Source organism: uncultured Microbulbifer sp. (genome assembly GCF_947489355.1).
Taxonomy (GTDB): Bacteria; Pseudomonadota; Gammaproteobacteria; order Pseudomonadales; family Cellvibrionaceae; genus Microbulbifer.
On record NZ_CANLDD010000010.1, the window covers coordinates 18,962 to 40,622 of the forward strand.

Sequence of the window (21,661 nt, forward strand, 5' to 3'; positions counted from 1 at the left end):
CGGAAGGGAAGGGGAGAATGCAAACCCCCTAGCTATTAAACCGCTAATCAGGCAGGTTTGAACTGAACTGACTGATTGATCGTGAAAAACTGCCCAATCAGAGAGGCGCAGTTTGCATTTAAAGGGCTTGTGCCGGTGGGTGGCCGAAGAAAACCTATCTCCACATTTCGTTAAACCATAGACTGATCCTTCCCTGCAAGCGGAAAAATTACTGCGATTTGCGTACACGGAGATACCATTCAGACAGCAGACGAACCTGTTTCTCGGTGTAACCACGCTCTACCATACGTGCCACAAAGTCTGCATGCTTACGCTTATCGTCCGTGGATGCCTTGGTATTGAAGGAAATAACCGGCAGAAGATCCTCGGTATTTGAAAACATCTTCTTTTCAATAACGGCGCGAAGTTTTTCGTAGGACCTCCAGTCCGGATTTTTACCCTGGTTATTGGCTCTGGCTCGCAGCACGAAGTTTACAATCTCATTGCGAAAATCTTTTGGATTGGAAATTCCGGCAGGTTTTTCGGTTTTTTCCAGTTCTTCATTGAGCGCGCCCCGATCCAGTATCTCACCGGTTTCTGGATCGCGATACTCCTGGTCCTGAATCCAGAAGTCGGCATAAGTGACATAGCGGTCGAAGAGATTCTGGCCGTATTCTGCGTAGGATTCCAGATAAGCGGTTTGGATCTCCTTGCCGATAAACTCCACGTATCTCGGAGCCAGATATTCCTTGATAAAGCCCAGGTAGGTTTCCTGTTTTTCCGGTTGAAACTGCTCTTGCTCTATTTGTTGTTCCAGTACATATAATAGATGCACCGGGTTGGCTGCCACTTCAGTTGCATCAAAATTGAAAACCTTGGAGAGTATCTTAAATGCAAAGCGTGTAGACAGGCCGGTCATCCCTTCATCGACGCCGGCATTGTCTCGATACTCTTGTATTGTCTTCGCCTTGGGGTCGGTGTCTTTGAGATTTTCCCCATCATAAATGCGCATTTTTGAATAGAGGTTGGAATTTTCCGGACCCTTGATCCTTGATAATACGGAGAACTGCGCCAGCATGCGCAGAGTGTCCGGTGCACAGGGTGCCTCGGAGAGGGAACTGTTTTCCAGTAATTTTTGATAGATCCTGATTTCCTCCTGAACACGTACACAATAGGGGACCTTGACGATATAAATTCGGTCGAGGAATGCTTCGTTGTTGCGGTTGTTGCGGAAAGACTGCCATTCCGATTCGTTGGAGTGCGCCAACACCGTGCCGTTAAACGGTATTGAGCCAAGTCCCTCTGTACTGTTGTAATTGCCCTCCTGAGTGGCAGTCAGTAAAGGATGCAGCACCTTGATAGGTGCTTTAAACATTTCCACAAATTCCATCAAACCCTGATTGGCACGACACAGACTGCCGGAAAAACTGTAGGCATCGGGATCGTTTTGCGGAAATTCTTCCAGTTTTCGAATATCTATCTTGCCAACCAGGGAGGAAATATCCTGATTGTTTTCGTCGCCGGGCTCTGTCTTGGATATCGCTATTTGATCGAGGATAGAGGGATGCACCTTCACTACACGGAACTTACTGATGTCTCCATTGAACTCGTGCAGCCGCTTGACAGCCCAGGGCGACATGATGGTATTGACATAGCGACTGGCGATGCCATAGTCCTCCTCCAGAATGCGTCCATCCTCCCCTGGGGAGAAGAGGCTCAGCGGTGATTCGAAAACAGGCGATCCCTTAATTGCGTAAATCGGCACCTGTTCCATTAGCGCCTTGAGACGTTCGGCAAGGGAGGATTTGCCGCCACCCACCGGGCCCAGCAGGTACAGGATTTGCTTTTTCTCCTCCAATCCCTGGGCAGCATGTCGAAAGAAGGCGACAATTTGTTCAATCGCCTCTTCCATACCGTAGAAACCGCTAAAGGCTTTATAGCGCTTGATGACCTTGTTACAGAAAATTCTGGACAGGCGGGGGTCATGGGAGGTGTCGATCAGTTCTGCCTCGCCGATCGCCAGGAGGATTCTCTCGGCGGGGGAAGCATAGGCGCCACGATCCGTTTTACACAGCTCCAGGTATTCCTGAATACTGAGCTCTTCATTCTGGATAGACTCGTATCTCTCCAGATAGTGGTTGAAAATTGTCATGATATTTACCTCCCTGTAGTGTCCCGGGGAACACCGTATCCGTCTTATCATTCGGAATCAGTGCACCGGTTACTCCGTGGCAGCGGATCTGCCCATCCGGGGTGATCCGTATAGGTGGCTGTAGCACACTTTTTGCCTAGACGGAGGTGTATTTGTCGTGAAGCACGGAGACTATTACCGCCCTTCGCAACGACTATGTATTACCTGTTCAACAAGGGCCGGCGTCGGCCCGCAGCATCTCCCGCGCCGCGCTATCTACGCTGTGATCATTGACTTGGGGTAAACAGACTTCCTCCTGGGTACAGAATGTTAAACAACCTCTGCTTTTCCAGCATAGCTTTCCGTCTTATCGCGATACTGGAATGGTACCTTTATAGGTTGAATATAACGGCATTTTGCCCTTTACTTGCGGCCTTTTGTCAGGATAAACAAACTCGAGGGTGTCATTATGGCAATTCTGGTGACTGGCGGTGCGGGTTATATTGGTAGCCATACCTGTATTGAATTGCTGAATGCAGGTTTTCAGCCGGTTGTGGTGGACAATTTGTCCAACAGCAGCGAAGAGGCCCTGCGCAGAGTGGCGTCTATCACTGGCAGGACGGTGCCATTTTACCCCCTTGATATCGGCGATCGGCAAGGATTGCATCGGGTCTTTTGCGAGCATGAGATTGCCGCGGTAATGCATTTCGCCGGGCTTAAAGCTGTCGGTGAATCAGTAACCAGGCCCCTGCGTTACTATCAAACCAACCTGGCTGGCACTCTGGTCCTGATTGAGTTGATGGAAGAATTTGGCGTAAACCGCCTGGTCTTCAGCTCCTCGGCTACCGTGTACGGTGATCCGAAGACTGTGCCGATCCGGGAGGACTTTCCTACCGGGGCAACCAATCCCTATGGAGCCAGCAAGCTGATGGTAGAGGATATGCTTAGGGATATCTGCGCAGCTCCGGAAAGTCGCTGGCAGGTGAGCCTGCTACGCTACTTTAATCCGATTGGGGCCCATAAAAGTGGCATGATTGGTGAAGACCCGCGGGGTATTCCCAACAATTTATTGCCTTATGTCTCGCAGGTGGCAGTCGGTCGCCGTCCCTATCTGCGGGTATTTGGCAACGATTACGATACGGCTGATGGTACTGGCGTGAGAGACTATATCCATGTGGTCGATTTGGCCCGCGGCCATCTGGCCGCACTGGAACTGTTGCTGCAGAATACGGGTAATGCCAGCTGCTATACCCATAATCTTGGGACAGGCCGGGGATGTTCTGTGCTGGAAGTTGTACGTGCATTTGAAATCGCAAGTGGCAGGGAGGTTCCCTATAACATTGTACCTCGCAGGCCCGGTGATATCGCACAGTGCTATGCTGATCCGACGCTGGCCGAGAGGGATTTGGGTTGGAAAGCCGAGTATGACTTGGAGAGAATGGTCGAGGATACCTGGCGTTGGCAGTCCCGGAATCCGAAAGGCTATAGCACTTTGTGAGCCCGCTGAAAACCTGATAGGGATAGCGGAGTGTTGAGAGCCCGCTGATCCCTGTTTTTCTGACCACATTTTCCGCAAATGACATGCCTTCGGCAAGCAACAAAACTTTTGCCGATCGGGGAGCTGTTGTCATTAGTTCGCTGTGATAAAGCTACCCTGTGCAATTGTGCTAGTATTTTCTGGGCGACCATCCAATGAGTCCTGAAGCATCGGCTGGGTTGCCGAAGAAGTAACCTGAACGATTGGGGAGTTTCAGCCAGAACAAGCACAACAATGACTATGAAAACGTCCATTCCTCCCAGGCTTCCTCTCTATATTAACGGTGAATGGATACAATCCGACAGCGACGATTGGCTGGATGTAACCAATCCCGCCACTGGGGAAGTCCTGACCCAGGTTCCCTGTGCCTCCCTCGAAGACCTGCGATCTGCAGTCGCCTCCGCCCGCGATGCATTTCCAGAATGGCGGGATACACCAATATCTACGCGCGCGCGCGTCATGCTCAGATACCAGGTCTTGCTCAAAGAGCATCAGCAAAGCCTGGCGGAAATTCTCTGTGAGGAAACCGGCAAGACTATTGAGGATGCCAGAGGTGATATCTGGCGGGGTATTGAGGTTGTAGAGCATGCGGCGAACGTTGCCAGTTTGATGATGGGGGAAACGGTAGAAAACGTCGCCAATGCCGTCGACTGTTACTCCTTCCTGCAACCACTGGGTGTATGTGTCGGTATCACACCATTTAACTTTCCCGCAATGATTCCGTTATGGATGTTTCCCATGGCGATTGCCTGTGGTAATAGTTTTGTCCTCAAACCATCGGAACAGGACCCAATCACCCCCTGCAAGCTTGCGGAACTTTTCGAAGAGGCGGGGGCGCCCAAAGGGCTATTGCAGGTGGTGCATGGTGGCCGGGAACAGGTGGATTTTCTGCTCAAGGCACCGGATATCAAGGCAATCTCTTTTGTGGGGTCGGTCCCTGTAGCCCGGTATATTTATCAGACCGGTACCTCGCACCTAAAGCGGGTACAGGCATTTGCCGGCGCCAAGAACCATATGGTGGTTATGCCCGATGCCAACAAAAGTGCTGCAATTCATCATCTAATCGGCTCTTCGGTTGGAGCCGCGGGGCAGCGTTGTATGGCGATATCCGTAGCCGTTTTGGTTGGTGAAGCGCAGCAGTGGAAGAGCGAAATCCGCGATAGTATGGCCAAGGTGAAGCCCGGCCACTGGAGGAGGCCGGAATCTGACTACGGGCCAATGATTTCCGCAGTGGCGCGGGAGCGGGTACTGGAGTATATCGCCAGGGGCAGGGCGGAGGGCGCCGACTGTATGTTGGACGGCTCCGCTGTATCTGTTGATGGATATCCCGATGGCAACTGGGTGGGGCCGACCCTGTTCGCCAATGTCACCCCGGAGATGTCCATTTACACCGACGAGATCTTCGGTCCCGTCCTCTGTCTTGTCAACGCGGATACTCTGGAGGATGCGATTCACTTCGTGAATCAATGTCCCTATGGCAATGGCACATCCATATTTACCGCCAGTGGCGCCGCCGCGCGTAAATACCAGCATGAAACCTTGGTGGGCCAGGTGGGGATTAATGTACCTATTCCGGTACCCTTGCCATTTTTCAGCTTCACTGGCTGGCGCGGTTCCTTTTATGGGGACCTGCACGCCTACGGCAAGCAGGCAGTGCGCTTTTACACAGAAACCAAGACAATAACGGCACGCTGGTTTGATTCGGATATCGAACATGCACAGCACGCGAACATGACAATAAACCTCAAATAGTCACTTGCCGGGAAGCCAACCGGGTGCTGACATTCGGAGAGTGCAATGACAAAGACAGTCGCCTTCTTTGGACTTGGGCACATGGGAGCCCCCATGTCTTACAACCTGGTGAAAGCAGGATTTCAGGTCAAGGGATACGATCCGATCAGGGCATTGCTCGACAGCGCAGGCAGCCGGGGCGTCGAGGCATGTGCTACCCCACACCAGGCTGTGGTGGGTGCAGACTTTATTGTCAGTATGCTGCCTCACAGTGCCGCAGTGGAGTCCCTGTATATCGATGAGGAAAAATTACTGGACCTGGTTGCGCCAAATACCCTGGTGATCGATTGTTCCACCATTTCTGCCACCAGCGCCAAGCGCCTTCTGGCCACAGCCAGAGACAAGGGGGTCCACGCCATAGAGGCGCCCGTATCCGGTGGCGTAGCCGGGGCAGCGGCTGGTACATTGAGTTTTATGTGTGGTGGGGACGGCAATGATGTGGAGCGGGCGCGGGAAATTCTTCGGCATATGGGAATCAATATTTTCCACGCGGGGCCCGCCGGGTCTGGCCAGACGGCCAAGATCTGCAACAACATGCTCCTGGCCATCCATATGATTGGTACAGCCGAGGCCCTGCAGCTGGGTGTGGATAACGGACTGGACCCCAAAGTGCTTACAGAGATTATATCAAAAAGCTCCGGGGCCAACTGGTCTCTGCAAACCTATAACCCCTATCCGGGAGTTATGGAAAATGTGCCCGCCAGTAATCAGTATGCCGGAGGGTTTATGGTCAAGTTGATGTGCAAGGACCTGGGCCTGGCGCAGCATGCTGCAACCGATAGTAAAAGCTATACTCCACTGGGTTCACTGGCTCGCAACCTGTATGGGATACATAACCTGGCAGGGAGCGGGGAACTGGATTTCTCCAGCATTCAGCAACTATTCCAACTGAAATAGGCAGGCATTTTACTTCGTCCCAAGTCTCTTGCTGATACTAGTACCTCTGGTAAAAGCTAATACGGCAGATCAAACAGTTAGGTATATTCGATTACCTCGAAAAAGGGCGGCTGAGATCGGATCTTTTATTATGGTTAATCTGGGTATGGGATTTTCTTCTGCTGATAACACTTTGTGATATTGCTAGTAAAGCAAGAGGGAAGAATACTCCTCCCGCAGGATCGTATGAGGCATGGATGCCGATTACGAGCGTACCGGGAAGTATTCACAGTGTGTCCCGAGAGGAGAGTATTCTTTGCTTCGATCTGTTAGTGATAGGTTGAGTGCTTGATATTTTTGAAGATCCAGGAATTGATAATTGGTCAGGCCTGACCGGTTATTAACATGATGCTCAAAGATGCGGCCTGTATTTGAATTTTAAGATATTAACCATTCATTTTATGCAGAAATAACGGCCGTAAATTCATTCATTAAACGAGAACCACCTCTAATCAATTCCCCCTTGGAATGCATTAAACTTTTTTCGGGCAAAAAGTTTAATGCATTATTTTGCCTTTTTTGCACAAATGTCAAATTGTCATATTGCATAAGATATTTTAGTTAGTGCAAATATCCTCAATAGGTTGATCGCGTTCATTGCAGGTGAGCTCGATTCAACATATACCTTTTCATGTAAAATTAGGTTAATGGAGAAGAAAAATAATGCATATTCTCTCAAAGGTGTTTCTCAGGGCTGGTTTAACGATGGCTGCGGTGGTAACCGGCTTTCTCTCTTATAGTGCCTATGCGGTTGAACGCGATGAAGGCACCGATTTTTCCAATGTGCCGCAGCGTATCATTGTGCAATATAAAGACGTCAAGGCCCGCGATTGGGCCGACCAAGCGGCTGCGCTCGCACAGCGGGGCGGCCATGGAATGACTTACGTGCGCAGTTTGGCACTGGCAGATCGTCAGGTATACCGGCTGAATAAGCGCATGGCGCCGGGTCAGTTGAAAAAGCTGGCACTGATGCTGGAGGCCGATCCAAATGTCCTCGCTGTTGAAGAGGATGTATTGATGCAGCCACAATTTATACCGAATGACACTTTTTACAATGTGCAGTGGCATTACTTTGAGGCTGTCGGCGGTATCAACCTTCCCCTGGCGTGGGATAAACAGACGGGAGCCGGCGTCACCGTGGCTGTGCTGGATACCGGTTATGTATTCCACTCAGACCTCCACGCCAATATACTCCCCGGCTACGATTTTATCAGTGATGTTTCTGTGGCCAATGATGGCAACGGGCGCGACTCAGATGCCAGCGACCCGGGGGATTGGGTGAATGCCAACGAGTGCGGTCCTTTTAATCCACCGCAATTCCGGCCCAGTAGCTGGCACGGCACCCATGTTTCCGGCACCATCGCTGCTGTGACCAACAACAACCAGGGTGTGGCTGGCGTAGCCTTCGATGCAGAAGTGGTTCCGGTGCGGGTGCTGGGCAAGTGCGGTGGTTTTCTCTCTGATATTGCCGACGGTATTGTCTGGGCATCCGGTGGTACTGTGAGTGGTGTGCCGGCCAATGCCAACCCCGCCCAGGTGATTAACATGAGTCTTGGTGGTGTCGGCGCCTGTGGTTCCACCTATCAAAGTGCCATCAATACGGCCGTTGCCAACGGCACAACCGTGGTAGTCAGTGCAGGGAACAGCAATGCGGATGCATCCGGTTTTCGACCGGCAAACTGTTTCAATGTGATAGCCGTTGCAGCGACCGAGCGCTTTGGGGCCCGGGCTTATTACTCTAACTTTGGTGCCACCGTAGATGTCAGTGCGCCAGGAGGAGATGTGGTCTTCAACCCTACTCACGGAGTCGCTTCAACCCTGAACGACGGCCAGACAAGTCCAGGTAATGAGAACTATGTGTACTATCAGGGTACCTCTATGGCGGCACCGCATGTATCTGGTACCGCTGCGCTTATGTACGCCAAGAATGCTGGCCTCACACCGGTGCAGATCGAGAATATCCTGACGCTCACGGCCCGCCCTCTGCCCGGTGCTTGTTCCGGTGGCTGTGGTGCGGGCATTATTGATGCCAATGCGGCAATTGATGCTGTGCCTTAATCGGCTGTTGAAAAAGGCCTTCCATGGCCTTTTTCAACCTGGGTTTGCGGCGCATGTCCGCAAACCCTCCACGTGAGATAGACAATCGATGTACACGGGGTTTCCTGCCCAAGCGCAGGTTTTTATCCGCAAGGAGAGAGGCCGTTTCGCAAAGGTAAAGGTGGTTCGCCCCGAGAAACCCTAATCGGCTTTTGCCTTTGGCTGTTCCAACAACTCTTCCGGGTGGACAAACTCCCGCATAAAGATTTCCCAGAAGGCGAGAAACAGTGCCGCGAGTAGCGGGCCTATGGCAAACCCACTGATACCAAACATGAACAGACCACCCACTGTGGAGAACAGTACCAGATAGTCCGGGAGCTTGGTATCCCGCCCCACAAGAATGGGGCGCAAGAGATTGTCCACCAGGCTGATGACGGTGAGCCCATAGATTAGCAATATGGTGGCTTTTATCGGCTCGCCAATGGCATAAAGATAGATGGCCGCCGGAAACCAGATAAGGGCAGCGCCAATTGCCGGCAATAGTGACAACAGGGTCATCAGTACCCCCCACAACAAGGGTGCAGGGAGGCCGAGTACCCAGAAAATAATGCCGCCCAGTGTGCCCTGGGTTACGGCAACGACCAGATTCCCTTTGATCGTAGCACGGGTGACTTCGGCGAACTTGGCCAGCAGGAGATGTTCGCGTGCATCGCCCAGAGGCAGCGCGTGGATAATCAGGTTGACCAGTCTTTCACCATCGCGGATTAAGAAGAAGGTCAAGTAGAGCATTAAGCCCAGCATGACAAAAAAATTAACGGTGTTTTGTCCCACTTCAATCGCATTTTTGGCGACGATGCTGCCGGCATTCATAATGCCGCCAAGCAAACGCTGTTTGGCCACCTCGATATCTACACCGATGCTTTCGAGTGTGGTATTCAGTCTCGGGAAGGCGCTGCGGATTTCCTCTAGGGATTTGGAGATATCAATCTGCCCGTCCTGTACCTTTTGGTACAGGGTTACCGCCTCGTTGATAAATGAGGTGGCCACCACAAGCACCGGTATTACCAGCAGGACAACACACATCAACAGTGTCACCAATGCCATGGCATTGGGGGAATTGGGAAAACGCCTCATCAGGTAGCGGTACACCGGATAAAAAATCAGGGCAATGGCGCATGCCCAGAAAATCGCTGTGAAAAAGGGCTTCACGAGCAGCAGAAAGGCCACTGTCACCAAGAGCAAAGACAAGATAAATGAACGTTTTTCGAGCTTTTCCTGCACCGGAACTCCCTCAGCCTGCGTGATTGCCCTGTGGTTACGGGCCTTGAATTGTATTCTATATAATCAAAAGCGGGAGGGATTTACCAGCGTCTGTAACCACAGGTATCCACGTGAAAACGGATGCTCTTGTAGATGCCAAGGCCCATCTTCCACTGTCGGCCATTGCGCCGGTGGATATCCCTGAGTACCGGTATCAGCTGCTCCCGCGAGAAATTTTTCTGTGGGACTATATCCAGGCCGCAGAAGAGCAGGTGTTTACTGCCTTTTGAACCGCCTGCCTTGCGGTTGTAGCTGGTGGTGCGCCACCCGGAGAGGACAGTCACCGGGCCGATACGCGGTACTATTTCCTGTCGGATTACTTTCAGGGTATCCACTACAGCTTTCCAGTATTCCTCCGGGGGAATGGCGAAAGGGGGTTCGTTCAGGTCCCGCCAGTCACTGCCCTGGCGCAGCAGTTCAAACGGTGACACTACCATGTGTACCTGGTTTGCTCGCAGGAAAACTTTCAGCCTGGAAAACAGGTTCCGGTTGTTGGCCTGTTTGAGGAAGTGGATGAAAGCCCTTTCCGAGGCTGCAGGATAGCCCTGAATATCGTATACAACTGGGATTTCAAGTGGCGGAAGCAGGTCTATGGGGTTGATCACCCGGTCTCCCAGTTCGCGCACCCTGTCAAAAGTGGCAAACAACAGGATAACGATGGTGACGAGCAGAATGGCGCCGGCGAGGATGATCCGGCGGCGCCAGCTCTGGCGTGCAACAGGGGCGCGGTCTTTATTTTCCTGAAAATTCATGCAGAGCGTCCGCCATTTACCAGATGCGATAGCCACAGGTGTCGATATGAAAGCGCATACCTTCACCGAGGCCGAGACCGAAATGGCTTTCGGGCCCGAGACGCGCGTGCAGGGTACGCAACTCCTCCGCAAGCTCCCGCTGGCTGATATGGGAGTTCGGTATCAGGTCGAGGCCGCAAAAGTCCCGGTGTCGAGCTTTGTCGCTGTGTTCCAGCTTGCGATTGTAATCATCGGTGCGAAAGGCGGAGACCACGCCCACAGGACCGATCAGGGGTTCCACCTGGTCTCGCAGCAGTGTCAGGGTGCCCACTATCTTGTGCCATTGCTCCCGCGGGGGTATGGCATAGGGCGGCTCCTTGAGTTCGAGCCAGCCGCTGCCCTGGCGCAACAGGTTGTGTACCGGGGTGACATCGCCAACGCCCCGGCCCGCGAGGAAATGCGCCAGGGCATTCACCCGTTCCCGGTTATTGCCGCTGCGCAGAAAGTTGTTGAAGCTTTCCAAGGTGGCGATGCGGTAACCCTTTAACTGTTCATAGGGTTTTTCGTGGGATTTCAAATATAAAAACAGCCACAGGGCCAGCAGAATCGAGGTCAATACCATGCCCAGGCAGCCCACTACCGTGGGGTGTACCCGCCTTCCCGGCGACTGGTGAGGATAGGTTGTCCTTAAACGGGTCACGGAATTATCTGGAGACATGGGGCTGGTGTCTGCTCCGGTGCCAGGGGGCAGAGTCAGTGGCACAGGCGCCTGCTTCTTCGGCGTCTCTTTACTCACTATAGCCGTAAAATTCAACAAAATGGGGTATGGCGGCAGGGACAAAAAAGCCCCGGACCTTGCGGTGCAGGGGCTATGTTGCACTCTCGGTGGGCTGGAGGGGCACCGAGGGGCACTTTCAGGTAATAAGGTGTCAGGCTTTGGGGCCGGCGTTTTTAACTTCCTCACTCACACTGAATTTTTCAATGTTTTCGGCGAACAGCCGAGCCAGTTTACCGGCCTGGTCGTCATAGGCGGCTCTATCGTCCCAGGCGTTGCGTGGGTTCAGGTAGGATTTGTCCACACCGGGCACTTCCAGCGGAATATCCAGGTTCAGGATATCCAGGTGCTCAGTGGCGGCGTCTTCCAGCGCACCGCTCTGGATGGCGGCCACGACGGCACGTGTCACCGGGATCGGGAAGCGTTTGCCGTTGTCACCGGAACCGCCGGTCCAGCCGGTGTTCACCAGGTATACCCTGGAGCTGAAGTCCTCGATACGCTTCATCAGCAGGTCGGCATATTCACGTGGCGCGCGTGGCATAAAAGGGGCGCCGAAGCAGGTGGAGAATGTCGGGTGGATGCCGGCTTCCGCACCGAGTTCGGTGGAGCCGACGCGAGCGGTGTAACCGGACAGGAAGTGGTAGGCCGCCGCCTCTTTGGACAGAATGGCGACAGGGGGCAGCACGCCGGATACATCACAAGTGAGGAAGATTACATTCTCTGGTTCACCGGCGCGGTTTTCCAGTTGGCGCATTTCCACATGCTCCAATGGATAGGAACAGCGGCCGTTTTCGGTGAGGCTGGTGTCGCTGTAGTTAGCGGTGCCGGACACATTGGTGACCACGTTCTCAACAATGGCGCCGAAGCGGATGGCATTCCAGATTACCGGCTCGTTTTTGCGGCTCAGGTCGATGGTCTTGGCGTAGCAACCACCCTCCATATTGAATACGGCGCCCCTGGTCCAGCCGTGTTCATCGTCGCCGATCAGGTAGCGCTCCGGATCGGCAGAGAGTGTGGTTTTGCCGGTGCCGGACAGACCGAAGAACAGGCAGGTATCGCCGTCTTTACCCACATTGGCGGCACAGTGCATGGGCATGACGTCTTTTTCCGGCAACAGGAAGTTCTGTACGGAAAACATGGCCTTCTTCATTTCACCAGCGTAACGCATGCCTGCCAGCAGCACTTTGCGCTGGCCGAAGTTGATGATGACGCAGCCTTCTGAGTGGGTACCATCGCGCTCGGGATCGCAGGAAAAATGGGGGGCGTGCAGGATGAGCCATTCTTCCTTACCTTTGGGGTTGTACTTTTCGGCACGGATAAACATATTGCGACCGAACAGGTTGTGCCAGGCGGTCTGGGTGGTTACGACAACCGGCAGATAGTGGTCTTCGTCCTGACCCACGTGCAGCTGCTGTATAAAATTGTTGCCACCGGCGACAAATGCCTCTACGCGGTCCCAGAGGGCGTCGAACTTGTCCTGCGGGAAGGGGCGGTTGATATTGCCCCAGTCGATACTGTCCGCAGTGGAGGGCTCTTCCACAACAAAGCGGTCGGCCGGGGAGCGGCCGGTGCGGGCGCCGGTTTCGGTGACCAGTGCGCCTGTGTCGGATAGCTTGCCCTCGCCGCGCGTCAGAGCCTGCTCTACCAATTGTGCTGGTGATAGGTTCTTGAAAACCAGCGCGGTGTCGTCGATCTGTGCCATGCGTCGATTACCCATGAAAGTTGGAGACTAAAATACAAGGGCCGCCAGGAGTTTGGACAGCCAGGCAAAATTTGGGGGGCGCATTATGGCAAAATTCAAAATAAGCGGGTAGCAAATGCCGTTATTTTCTGCAGATTAACGGCGCTGTTGTTTGAAAAATCAACAACTTTTATTCTCATGATTTATGCTTTTGTTGCCTAGTATTTGTCTCTTGAATTTTACCGGCACTCCAGCAGGGAATGGGCGCCCACGGGTGGGTGACTTCCCTACACCGGTCCGCCCGCTCAGTGCAGGGTGTGGGGTGGCGCATTGAGCAGCACTTCGATTTGGTTCCGGTCAAAGTAGTAGCGGGCATTGCAAAACTGGCAATCGGTGACAATTTCGCCATTCTGCTCATCCAGCAGCTTATACAGGTCCTCAGCGCCCAGAGAGACCAGTGCCCGAGCGCTGCGTTCCCGCGAGCAGCTGCATTTGAAGCGGATCGAGTCCGTGCCCAGACTCGCTGGCCTTAGTTGGTGGAACAGGCGGTGGATCAGTTCGCGGTGAGAGAGCGTGTACAGTTCACGGGCAGTCACGGAATCGGCCAGATGTAGGGCGGTCTCCCAAGCGTCGTGGTTCTCCCCGGCAGAGGCGGCATTATTGCCTGGCAGCACCTGTAGCATAATGCCCCCCGCTTGGTTTCCGTCACATTCCAGCCAGAAGCGTGTGTCCAGTTGTTCCGATCGAGTGAAGTAGTCTTCCAGGCATCCGGCCAGACTCCCCTTCTCCATGGGCACCACGCCCTGGTAGCGCTCGCCGCGCTTGGGTTCCAGAGTGATGGTCAGGGCACTGTGCGTACCTATCAGTTCCTGCAGGCCGGTGTGGGCGCCGGTCTGTGCACCCTCAGCGATGCGCGCTATGCCGCGCAGATCGCTGTGATGGGTGCACTCCGCCATCATCAGTGGAACATGCCCTTTGCCGCGGGCCTGCAGGCTCAGTAAGCCGTCAAATTTCAGGGTAGTGGAGAGCAGGCAGGCGGCCGCGAGAAACTCCCCCAACAGACGCGCTACCGGCGCCGGCAAGGGGTTGTTTTCCAGCACCGATCGATAGGCGTCAGAAAGGGTCACCACCTGCCCGCGAATATCGTGTTGGGAGAAGATAAAGCGCTCCAGTTGGTCGGACATAGATCGAGGCCTCGGTATCAAACCGGGGGATTTTAGCGGCGGGCCTGCTTGAATGGTAGACCTCGGTAAGGGCGGGGGGATACTGCCCCGTTGGCGTGCCGGCGGGAGCTATACCTCCTGGGCTCTAACCGCAGCGTCGCGCGATCGCATTTCTGAGTTTTTCTGCCATTTGCTGGCGTTCGCGCTCGCTGTAGCGCACCTCCCTGCCGTTTGCATCGATAAAGGCCACACGCCCGTTGAGGGCATTGAGGCGCTGGCGCGCCTGCTGGCAGATACGTTCTACCTCACGCTGCCGCGCTTGCTGTTGCTGCTGTCGACGCTGTGCGTACTCGCGCTCAGTATCACGGGGTCGGCGGCTCTCGCCAGGTCTCTGAGTTCCGGTGCCATGAATAGAGTTGATGGGCTCCAGTTTGTCGGAGATATCCTGAGCCTGGGTCTTTGCTGGTGGTCGGTCGCTAAAATGCACACGGCCATCTTCGTCGATCCAGCGATACAATTCATCGGCATTGGCATTGGCATTGGCATTGGCATTGGCATTGGCACCGATGGCCAGGAGCAGGCCGGCGAAGGCGATTGCCCATTTCGCAGTGTTCATGGTGCCTTTCGGATTCACAGGCCTGGAGCCTTATTCTACCTTGTTGGCCAACTGGCTGAACAACCCCCGCGAGTGGCGCTGGGGGATATGGTAGGTCTGCAGTATCAGGGGCTCCTGCTCGCGGGCTTCGGCGGCATCCAACACCATTCGGTAGCCTGAGCGGTCGCGCAGCTCTATAAAATCGCTTTTGTTGGTCTCCATCAGTTGGGCGAATCCATCGAAGTCCGCGACGCTGTGGCCATTCACCGAATCGATAATCCAGTTCTTCCAGTCGTGATAGCCGAGGTTGACGTTGGCCGGCAGCACTTTCAGGGCCACGACCAATTCGCGGCGGCCCTCCTCACTCCATTGGTTGCGTGCATACAGGTAGTCTATGGGGGCCTTGGAGTGCCAGTTGTTGCCCCAGCGCTTGATCAGGTTCATGTTGAGCGGCACGAATACCACGCCACCGTAGATGTAATAGCGCGGCTGCTGGTCAAACTGTTCCCCCAGCACCAGTGCCCGTGAGGGTGGCACTGCGGCCAGGGTGACTTGAGCGGTTTTCTCCTCACCGTCGCGGGAGAAACGCACCGGCAACTTGTCCCCCACATGGTGGCGGTCCACGGCGTAATGGTAGTTAGTGCGTTGGTTTTCACGCCACTCCACGGTGCGATCCGCGGCTACCTTGAAGCCGTCCACTTCCAGCAATACGTCGCCGGGCTGGAAAACCCTGGCCGCGGGGGAGTCGCTGAAAACCTTTACAATCATGGCCCCATCCTGGGCCTCACTGAGGCCGGCGGCCTTTTTCATGGAAGGGCTTTCCAGGCTCTGTGTCACCGCGCCCAGTTCAGGGAAACCCTGGTGTACGCCGTCTTCGGCATCTTCGAGGACATGGGTGATCACACTGGGCGGTACGAAGTAGCCGAGGTTCTCCGCACTCTGGTTGGTTTGCATGGCCACACCGACGATGCGTCCGCTGGAAATCACCGGGCCGCCACTGTTACCGGGATTGATCGCGGCGTCAATTTGCCCGGCCATCAGGTAGCTCTCTGCATGGGCGTAGTACTGGTGCTCCACCCGGGACAGGACACCGCGGGTGATGGACAGGGATTTGCCGCCGATGGGGTAGCCATAGACGGTCACTTCCTCCTGCAGGTCGGGGAGCCTGCCCAGGGCCAAGGGGCGGGTATCTCCAAAGAAATCGTCATCGTCCACGGTGAGCAGGGCCAGGTCCGCATCGTGGGAGACAAATTTCACGCGGGCGCGGTATTTCTTCGCGTCACCATGGCGCTGTACTTGTATAAAGCTGCCGTTAGCTACGACGTGGGCATTGGTAAGGATCTGCTGGTTGCGGATCACTGCACCGGACCCTGACAGTTGCTTGGGGTTCAGCAGGGCCCAGGGGTTGAAGTAATCCGGTGCGGCGGCCGTGGTGTAGATTTTGATGATTGAGCGTTTGAGCTGCTCGTGTTCGCGGCTGTCGGCTGCCGCAGGCTGCATGCCGGACAGAATCAGCAGAGAAATGGCGATCAGTTGTTTCATCATGGCTGTTTTCTAACGGGTTGAGTGGGGCGAGTGTAGCAACAATCGGGAGTGTTGGCGGAATTTTCACCAATTTGGTTGTCCGGACCTAGTCCTGCTCGCGCAGGAAACGGTGGATCTGGCGACGCTGTTTTTTATTGGGGCGCTGGCGCTGGATACCCGCGTTGGCAACCTGGCGTTCGGCGCGCTCCCGCTCGCGCCGAGCGGCGCTGTGCTCGGCTTCCCGGTACAGGGTGCGGGCAAATTCGGCGTCGCGACGCCGGTCAGAGAGGGCAATCACGGCGATTTCCACCAGGTCCCAACCCTGGCGAATACTCAGGCTGGCGCCGACGGTGATTTCCTTGCTGGCCTTGACCCGCTGGCCACCAACATGGATCTTACCGCCTTCAATGGCCTGTTTGGCCAGGCTGCGGGTCTTGAAAAAGCGCGCGGCCCATAGCCACTTGTCGATACGGATTTTTTCCATCGCATTATATTGTTGAATATTCAGTATCCGGTGGGCTTTGGCTGCCGGGGCTGTGCGCTGTGCCTCACCGCCATAATCTCGTCAAAGTGGTGAATGGCTTCAAAATCAGTGATTTCCCGACTGGGTCTGCGGCTGTCTGGCTGGCGGATACACAACAGGTGGGTGATGCCGTAAGCCTGTGCGGCAGCCAGCACACTCTGGTTATCATCCACAAGCAGGGTACGCAGCGGGTCGAAGTCCAAAGTCCCGTGCAGTGTGCGCCAGAAGTGGCTGCTCTCCTTGGCATATCCGTAGTCATGGGAGGAGATGATACCGTCAAACCAGCCGCCAATGCCGGTGATTTCGAGCTTGTGACTGAGACCCTGGCGGTGCGCGTTGGTGACCAGGAAGGTGGGCTTGTGCAATTGCCGCAGGCATTGCAGAAAAGCTTCCGTATGGGGGCGCAGAGCGATGCGCTCCTCAATCTCGCGCAGAATGGCCAGAATGTCCAGTTCCAGGGTCTTGGCCCAGAAATCCAGGCAGTACCACTCCAGGGTGCCGCGGCGCGCGTCGATTTCCCGCTGCAGTTGGCCCCTGGCATGCTGTAGATCCAGGCCGTGCACCTGGGCATAGCGTTTGGGCAGGTGGTCGAACCAGAAGTGGTTGTCGTAGTGCAGGTCCAGCAGGGTGCCGTCCATATCCAGCAATACGGTATCGATACTTCGCCAGTCGAGCATGGAACCTATCTATTGATCAGTGGTGGGTATGGGAAGCCAAAGTGTCGTTGTCCTCCCGGGCCCGCTCCTGTAAAGGGGTACATTATGCCTGGGTGCGGCGGATGCCGTACAGGATGAAAAATTGCGCGCTGTAATAGGTGAGCATAATCGCCGTATCGGCAAACGGAATGGGGGCAATAAACTTGTTCAGGGCGATCAGGGTATCGGACACCATAAAGGTCACGGCTCCGCCAAAAAGCAAGGCGGAATCCCCGCGGTTTGCGGCGGCCGCCAGCGCCATGACTACGATGGCCAATAGATAAAACAGCACTGCCGGTGCCAATTCCGCACTTGCGGGTAGGATTAAGCGTGCCAACAGCAGTGCGGCGATCAATACAGGGGCTGCGCGCAGCAGACTGCGCCGGTTGCGAAAGTCGGCGCGGCGTAGGAAATTGCCAGCGTAAATCAGCTGGGCGAGCAAAAAGGCACCGAGCCCAGCAATAAACTGGTTGGGAAAATCCATCTCCAGCAGTACATCACCGAGTGCCGAGAACGCCAGTGCCGCCAGGGTCAGGGCGCGGGTAAGCCCCCCCAGTTGGCGCAGGGCGATGGCGCCCAGAATGGCAATGGGTAGGGCTTTGAGTGAGGCCATCCACAGTCCCTTGATACCAAGGCCCTCCAGCAACATAAACAGTGCGGCAGCGCAGATGAAAGCGACGGGCAAAAAGTGCTGCGGTTGCGCCGCAGGATTGGCAGGGAGAACTTTGGATGGCATGGCGATACCCTGGTTGTGATTGTTATTTCGCATTTGTGCTGTTGCTCGGTACCTTGGCCCGCAGTGCAGTCAGGTTTGAATTCTGGCCCGCGTGCTCGGGTAAATTACCCACCTGGGTTACTATTCACCAACAGGAATCCATTGTCCAGGCAGGCCGCTTGTCTGCCGCAACACGATTGACGGAGCACTTTATCGATGAAGGCAGCCAATATTCTCGAAACCATCGGCAATACCCCGCATGTAAGAATCAACCATCTGTTCCGCCCCGATATCGAGGTGTGGATGAAAGTGGAGCGTTTTAATCCGGGCAGTAGTATCAAGGACCGGATTGCCCTCGCCATGATCGAGGATGCGGAGCGTCGCGGTGCTCTACGCCCCGGAGGCATTATTATTGAGCCGACCTCCGGCAACACCGGCATCGGCCTGGCGATGGTGGCGGCGGTAAAGGGCTACCGCCTGATTCTCACCATGCCGGAGTCCATGTCCCAGGAGCGTCGCCAAGTGATGAAGGCGATGGGTGCGGAGCTGGTGCTCACACCCAAGGAGCGGGGCATGGGTGGCGCCATTGAGCAGGCCGAAGCACTTAAAGCGCAGTACGACAACAGCTGGATGCCCCAGCAGTTTTGTAACCGCGCCAATGCCCAGGTGCACCGGGAAACCACCGCCAAGGAAATTCTGGCGGATTTTCCCGAAGGGCTCGACTATCTGATCACCGGTGTCGGCACCGGTGGGCATATTACCGGCTGTGGTGAAGTGCTGAAGATGGCCTTTCCCAAGCTGCAGGTTTATGCGGTGGAGCCGGAAAAATCCCCGGTGATCAGTGGGGGTGAAAAAGGGCTGCATCGCTTGCAGGGGATTGGTGCCGGCTTTATTCCGGAAGTACTCAACACCGAAGTCCTCGACGGTACCATTCTGGTGAGTGAAGAGGACAGCTTCGAACTCACGCGCCAGTGTGCAACCAAGGAGGGCATTTTCGTGGGTATATCCTCCGGCGCCAGCCTGGCCGCGCTGAAACAGCGCGAAGGGGCGTTTGCCCCCGGCAGCCGCGTACTGGTGTTCAGTTACGATAGCGGCGAGCGCTACCTGTCCGTTAAAGATCTTTTCTCTGCCTGAGACCTATAATAGCGCGCACTCAGAGTAAGGAGCTTGAATGGACAAGACAGTATTGGAACAGGTGATTGCTATATGCACAGACGCGGGTGCGGCAATCCTGGATATCTACCACAGCAGTGCCGAGCTGCAAGTGGACATCAAGCCGGATGATTCACCGGTAACGGCGGCAGACCTGGCCGCACACAAGATCCTGGCCCCGGCCCTGGCCCAGATCATCGAAGGTGTGCCGGTACTGTCGGAGGAACAGGCAATCCCCCCATTTGCAGAGCGCAGCCAGTGGCATCGCTATTGGATCGTCGACCCCCTCGACGGTACCAAGGAGTTTATTCGCCGCACCGGAGAATTTACCGTGAATGTGGCGCTCATTGAAAATGGCAAGCCGGTACTGGGTGTGGTCCATGTGCCGGTTCTGGGCATTACCTATGCCGGTTGCAGGAACATTGGCGCCTTTAAGCGCGCGGCGTCCGGCGATGTGGCAATCCATGTGCGCCCACTCAAGCCTCGCCTGGAGGCAGGCGATGCCGTGGCGCTGGTGGCCAGCCGCAGTCATGGCGCCGGTATTGTGGGTCAGCTGGTGGAGCGTATCGAGTCCAGGCTGGGCACTGTCGAGTGTAAGAATATGGGCAGCTCACTGAAACTGTGTCTGGTGGCGGAAGGTGCCGCGGACCTCTACCCGCGTTTGGCGCCCACCTGCGAGTGGGATACCGCTGCGGCCCAGGCGGTGGTCGAGGCCGCCGGTGGCGTTGTGGTCGACGACCAGTTTCGACTGCTGCGCTACAACCGCAAGGACTCTCTGCTCAACCCGTTTTTCTTTGTGATCGGCGATACCTCTTTCGATTGGCGGGATTTACTCGTAACCAAACCCCCGGTGAATTAAGTTTGTCCAGCCCCGTCCGTTGGTGGCGGGGTGCACACCGCTGAATCCATTCGCGCCTGCAGAAACCGAAAAAATTGTCTGCTTTTTTTGCAAACCCTGGCGATGCCAAAACCCGTGAAACCCCTGACCTGCCCTGATCGCTGGAGCAGGGCGGTACCCACGCGCGTGCGCCGGTGATCCAAGACGCAAGATGAAGAAAATGCAACTACAAGGTAGGCGTGTGGGATTGCTGCACCTTGCTCTGCCGGGAGCATGCGGTGGTGATTACCGCCATTTATAGCTGGAAAATTTCGGGAAACCAAGCTTACCAACCGTGTGGCTATTGCTTTACCAGAATGTGTGTGATGAGCCATGACCGCCCGAGGTTTTTAAGTGTATTTGTAGACACTGTGCGCGGGGACATTTTCTATCGGGGATCTGTGCAGCCAATTAACCGGTGAATGTCGCCGGATACTTGACAGCACTCGATGGAAGTGCGATTGCTGCGGCGAACCTGTTGATTTTCTTACCAGATTTTGTTCCCGCAATTGAAAGCCGTCTACGCTTTGGAAAGTGAATACACAAGGGTATTTTCCAATGCGCTATGCGGTCGTGCTCCACAATATTAAACAAGCCGGCTTTGGTGCCATAGCACCGGACCTGCCACATTGTCACTGCCATGCTGAAACGCTGGATGACACCCTGCAAAAAATGGCGGAAACCATGTTTCAGCGCCTGGAGGACCTGCGCCTGGCCGGGGAGCCAATGCCCAAACCACAGGCGGTAGATGCCCTGCGGGAAAACCCGGCATTTGCCGGTGGTATCTGGGCCATTATCGATGTGGCGAGTGCCTAGGGCTTGTGGGTCAGTGGGCAATTGTGATGAAGATAACTTTATATGCCCTGGTTCTGGTGCTGCCCGCCACTGTCAACGCCCTGGAGTGGAATAGTCCTTTCGAGGGAATACGCAACGGTGAGTACCGGGTTATTGCTACCCTCGGTCTGGGCAATGGGGAACAACAGATCAATAAAAATCGGGATTTTTTTGCTTACGCCAGTGTGGGTATTACCCCGGCAGTGGGTGTCTGGCAGGTGGAGTTGCGCGGTTCGCGCTTTGATGACAACCAGGTAAGGGTCAACCAGGTAGGACTGAACTTCAAGGTGGATTTTACTCTGAATTGCTATGTACAGTGTCTCTACTGGATGGTGGGCTGGAACTATGCCGATATCGACCTCAACGATGTCCGCAAGCACGGCTACTGGTACCACAGGAAGAAGGACTGGCATTTTCCCGTGGATAACTGGTATTACGATGGCCACTATATCCATCTGGTCAATACCAGTGGCAGTGACAATTTCTGGAATTTGGGCATCGGTTACCGCTTTATGTGGACGCGGGATTTCGATACCTCTATTGAATACAACTATAACGATATCGGCTCCGTTCACCGGGTGGATTTGGGCCACCTGCGTACACTCACGGTCAACTTTTCCTACCGGTTCTAGGTGCGTTTGCAAAGGTGCCTGCCAGTGATTGCA

At 54.9% G+C, this 21,661-nt stretch carries 19 protein-coding genes; 8 read left to right on the forward strand and 11 right to left on the reverse strand.

Annotation, left to right across the window (positions count from 1 at the left end):
• Nucleotides 1-208: 208 nt before the first annotated feature.
• Entirely contained in the window at nucleotides 209-2,131 is a 1,923-nt protein-coding gene (locus Q1A48_RS06570) for a PrkA family serine protein kinase (protein WP_299942630.1), read from the reverse strand.
• A 448-nt stretch (nucleotides 2,132-2,579) separates the two neighbouring features.
• Between Q1A48_RS06570 and galE the strand changes: the two genes are divergently transcribed.
• From galE to Q1A48_RS06590, 4 genes are all read left to right on the forward strand, one after another.
• Nucleotides 2,580-3,608: a UDP-glucose 4-epimerase GalE gene (gene galE / locus Q1A48_RS06575; protein WP_299942632.1), complete on the forward strand. Its 1,029-nt coding sequence runs from the start codon at nucleotides 2,580-2,582 to the stop codon at nucleotides 3,606-3,608.
• 279 nt (nucleotides 3,609-3,887) lie between these two features.
• On the forward strand, nucleotides 3,888-5,399 hold the full coding sequence (locus Q1A48_RS06580) for a CoA-acylating methylmalonate-semialdehyde dehydrogenase (protein WP_299942634.1): 1,512 nt from the start codon (nucleotides 3,888-3,890) through the stop codon (nucleotides 5,397-5,399).
• A 45-nt stretch (nucleotides 5,400-5,444) separates the two neighbouring features.
• Nucleotides 5,445-6,335 carry a 3-hydroxyisobutyrate dehydrogenase gene (gene mmsB, locus Q1A48_RS06585; RefSeq protein ID WP_299942636.1) on the forward strand — a complete coding sequence of 297 codons (891 nt, stop codon included), beginning with the start codon at nucleotides 5,445-5,447 and terminating at the stop codon, nucleotides 6,333-6,335.
• A 702-nt stretch (nucleotides 6,336-7,037) separates the two neighbouring features.
• A complete protein-coding gene (locus Q1A48_RS06590; protein WP_299942638.1) occupies nucleotides 7,038-8,432 on the forward strand; it encodes a S8 family peptidase in 1,395 nt (464 codons plus the stop codon).
• Between the two features lie 180 nt (nucleotides 8,433-8,612).
• Here the strand turns inward: Q1A48_RS06590 and Q1A48_RS06595 are convergent, their stop codons facing one another.
• The 10 genes from Q1A48_RS06595 to Q1A48_RS06640 all read right to left on the reverse strand — a co-directional run bounded on the left by Q1A48_RS06595 (nucleotide 8,613) and on the right by Q1A48_RS06640 (nucleotide 18,187).
• A complete protein-coding gene (locus Q1A48_RS06595) occupies nucleotides 8,613-9,692 on the reverse strand; it encodes an AI-2E family transporter (protein WP_299942640.1) in 1,080 nt (359 codons plus the stop codon).
• A gap of 80 nt (nucleotides 9,693-9,772) precedes the next feature.
• Complete coding sequence (locus tag Q1A48_RS06600) at nucleotides 9,773-10,483, reverse strand: D-Ala-D-Ala carboxypeptidase family metallohydrolase (RefSeq protein ID WP_299942642.1); 711 nt, start codon at nucleotides 10,481-10,483, stop codon at nucleotides 9,773-9,775.
• Nucleotides 10,484-10,499: 16 nt separating this feature from the next.
• Nucleotides 10,500-11,258 (reverse strand): hypothetical protein, encoded by a 759-nt coding sequence (locus Q1A48_RS06605; protein ID WP_299942644.1) that lies wholly within the window; start codon nucleotides 11,256-11,258, stop codon nucleotides 10,500-10,502.
• 133 nt (nucleotides 11,259-11,391) lie between these two features.
• A complete protein-coding gene (locus Q1A48_RS06610; RefSeq protein WP_299942646.1) occupies nucleotides 11,392-12,939 on the reverse strand; it encodes a phosphoenolpyruvate carboxykinase in 1,548 nt (515 codons plus the stop codon).
• 284 nt (nucleotides 12,940-13,223) lie between these two features.
• A complete protein-coding gene (gene hslO, locus Q1A48_RS06615; protein ID WP_299942648.1) occupies nucleotides 13,224-14,102 on the reverse strand; it encodes an Hsp33 family molecular chaperone HslO in 879 nt (292 codons plus the stop codon).
• A 124-nt stretch (nucleotides 14,103-14,226) separates the two neighbouring features.
• The gene (locus Q1A48_RS06620; RefSeq protein WP_299942650.1) at nucleotides 14,227-14,697 is read right to left on the reverse strand and encodes a DUF4124 domain-containing protein; all 471 of its coding nucleotides are present in this window, start codon (nucleotides 14,695-14,697) and stop codon (nucleotides 14,227-14,229) included.
• Between the two features lie 30 nt (nucleotides 14,698-14,727).
• On the reverse strand, nucleotides 14,728-16,221 hold the full coding sequence (locus Q1A48_RS06625; protein WP_299942652.1) for a serine protease: 1,494 nt from the start codon (nucleotides 16,219-16,221) through the stop codon (nucleotides 14,728-14,730).
• An 85-nt stretch (nucleotides 16,222-16,306) separates the two neighbouring features.
• Complete coding sequence (locus tag Q1A48_RS06630) at nucleotides 16,307-16,684, reverse strand: S4 domain-containing protein (protein ID WP_299942654.1); 378 nt, start codon at nucleotides 16,682-16,684, stop codon at nucleotides 16,307-16,309.
• Between the two features lie 20 nt (nucleotides 16,685-16,704).
• Nucleotides 16,705-17,400 (reverse strand): GMP/IMP nucleotidase, encoded by a 696-nt coding sequence (yrfG, locus tag Q1A48_RS06635; RefSeq protein ID WP_299942656.1) that lies wholly within the window; start codon nucleotides 17,398-17,400, stop codon nucleotides 16,705-16,707.
• 82 nt (nucleotides 17,401-17,482) lie between these two features.
• Nucleotides 17,483-18,187 (reverse strand): lysoplasmalogenase, encoded by a 705-nt coding sequence (locus Q1A48_RS06640; RefSeq protein WP_299942658.1) that lies wholly within the window; start codon nucleotides 18,185-18,187, stop codon nucleotides 17,483-17,485.
• Between the two features lie 162 nt (nucleotides 18,188-18,349).
• Here Q1A48_RS06640 and cysK point away from each other — a divergent pair, with 162 nt between their 5' ends.
• From cysK to Q1A48_RS06660, 4 genes are all read left to right on the forward strand, one after another.
• Nucleotides 18,350-19,267, forward strand: coding sequence for a cysteine synthase A (cysK, locus tag Q1A48_RS06645; RefSeq protein WP_299942660.1), 918 nt, complete (start codon nucleotides 18,350-18,352; stop codon nucleotides 19,265-19,267).
• A 37-nt stretch (nucleotides 19,268-19,304) separates the two neighbouring features.
• A complete protein-coding gene (cysQ, locus tag Q1A48_RS06650) occupies nucleotides 19,305-20,144 on the forward strand; it encodes a 3'(2'),5'-bisphosphate nucleotidase CysQ (protein WP_299942662.1) in 840 nt (279 codons plus the stop codon).
• 576 nt (nucleotides 20,145-20,720) lie between these two features.
• Nucleotides 20,721-20,978, forward strand: coding sequence for a type II toxin-antitoxin system HicB family antitoxin (locus Q1A48_RS06655; protein ID WP_299942664.1), 258 nt, complete (start codon nucleotides 20,721-20,723; stop codon nucleotides 20,976-20,978).
• Between the two features lie 26 nt (nucleotides 20,979-21,004).
• On the forward strand, nucleotides 21,005-21,628 hold the full coding sequence (locus tag Q1A48_RS06660; protein ID WP_299942666.1) for an outer membrane beta-barrel protein: 624 nt from the start codon (nucleotides 21,005-21,007) through the stop codon (nucleotides 21,626-21,628).
• The last annotated feature ends 33 nt before the right edge of the window (nucleotides 21,629-21,661 follow it).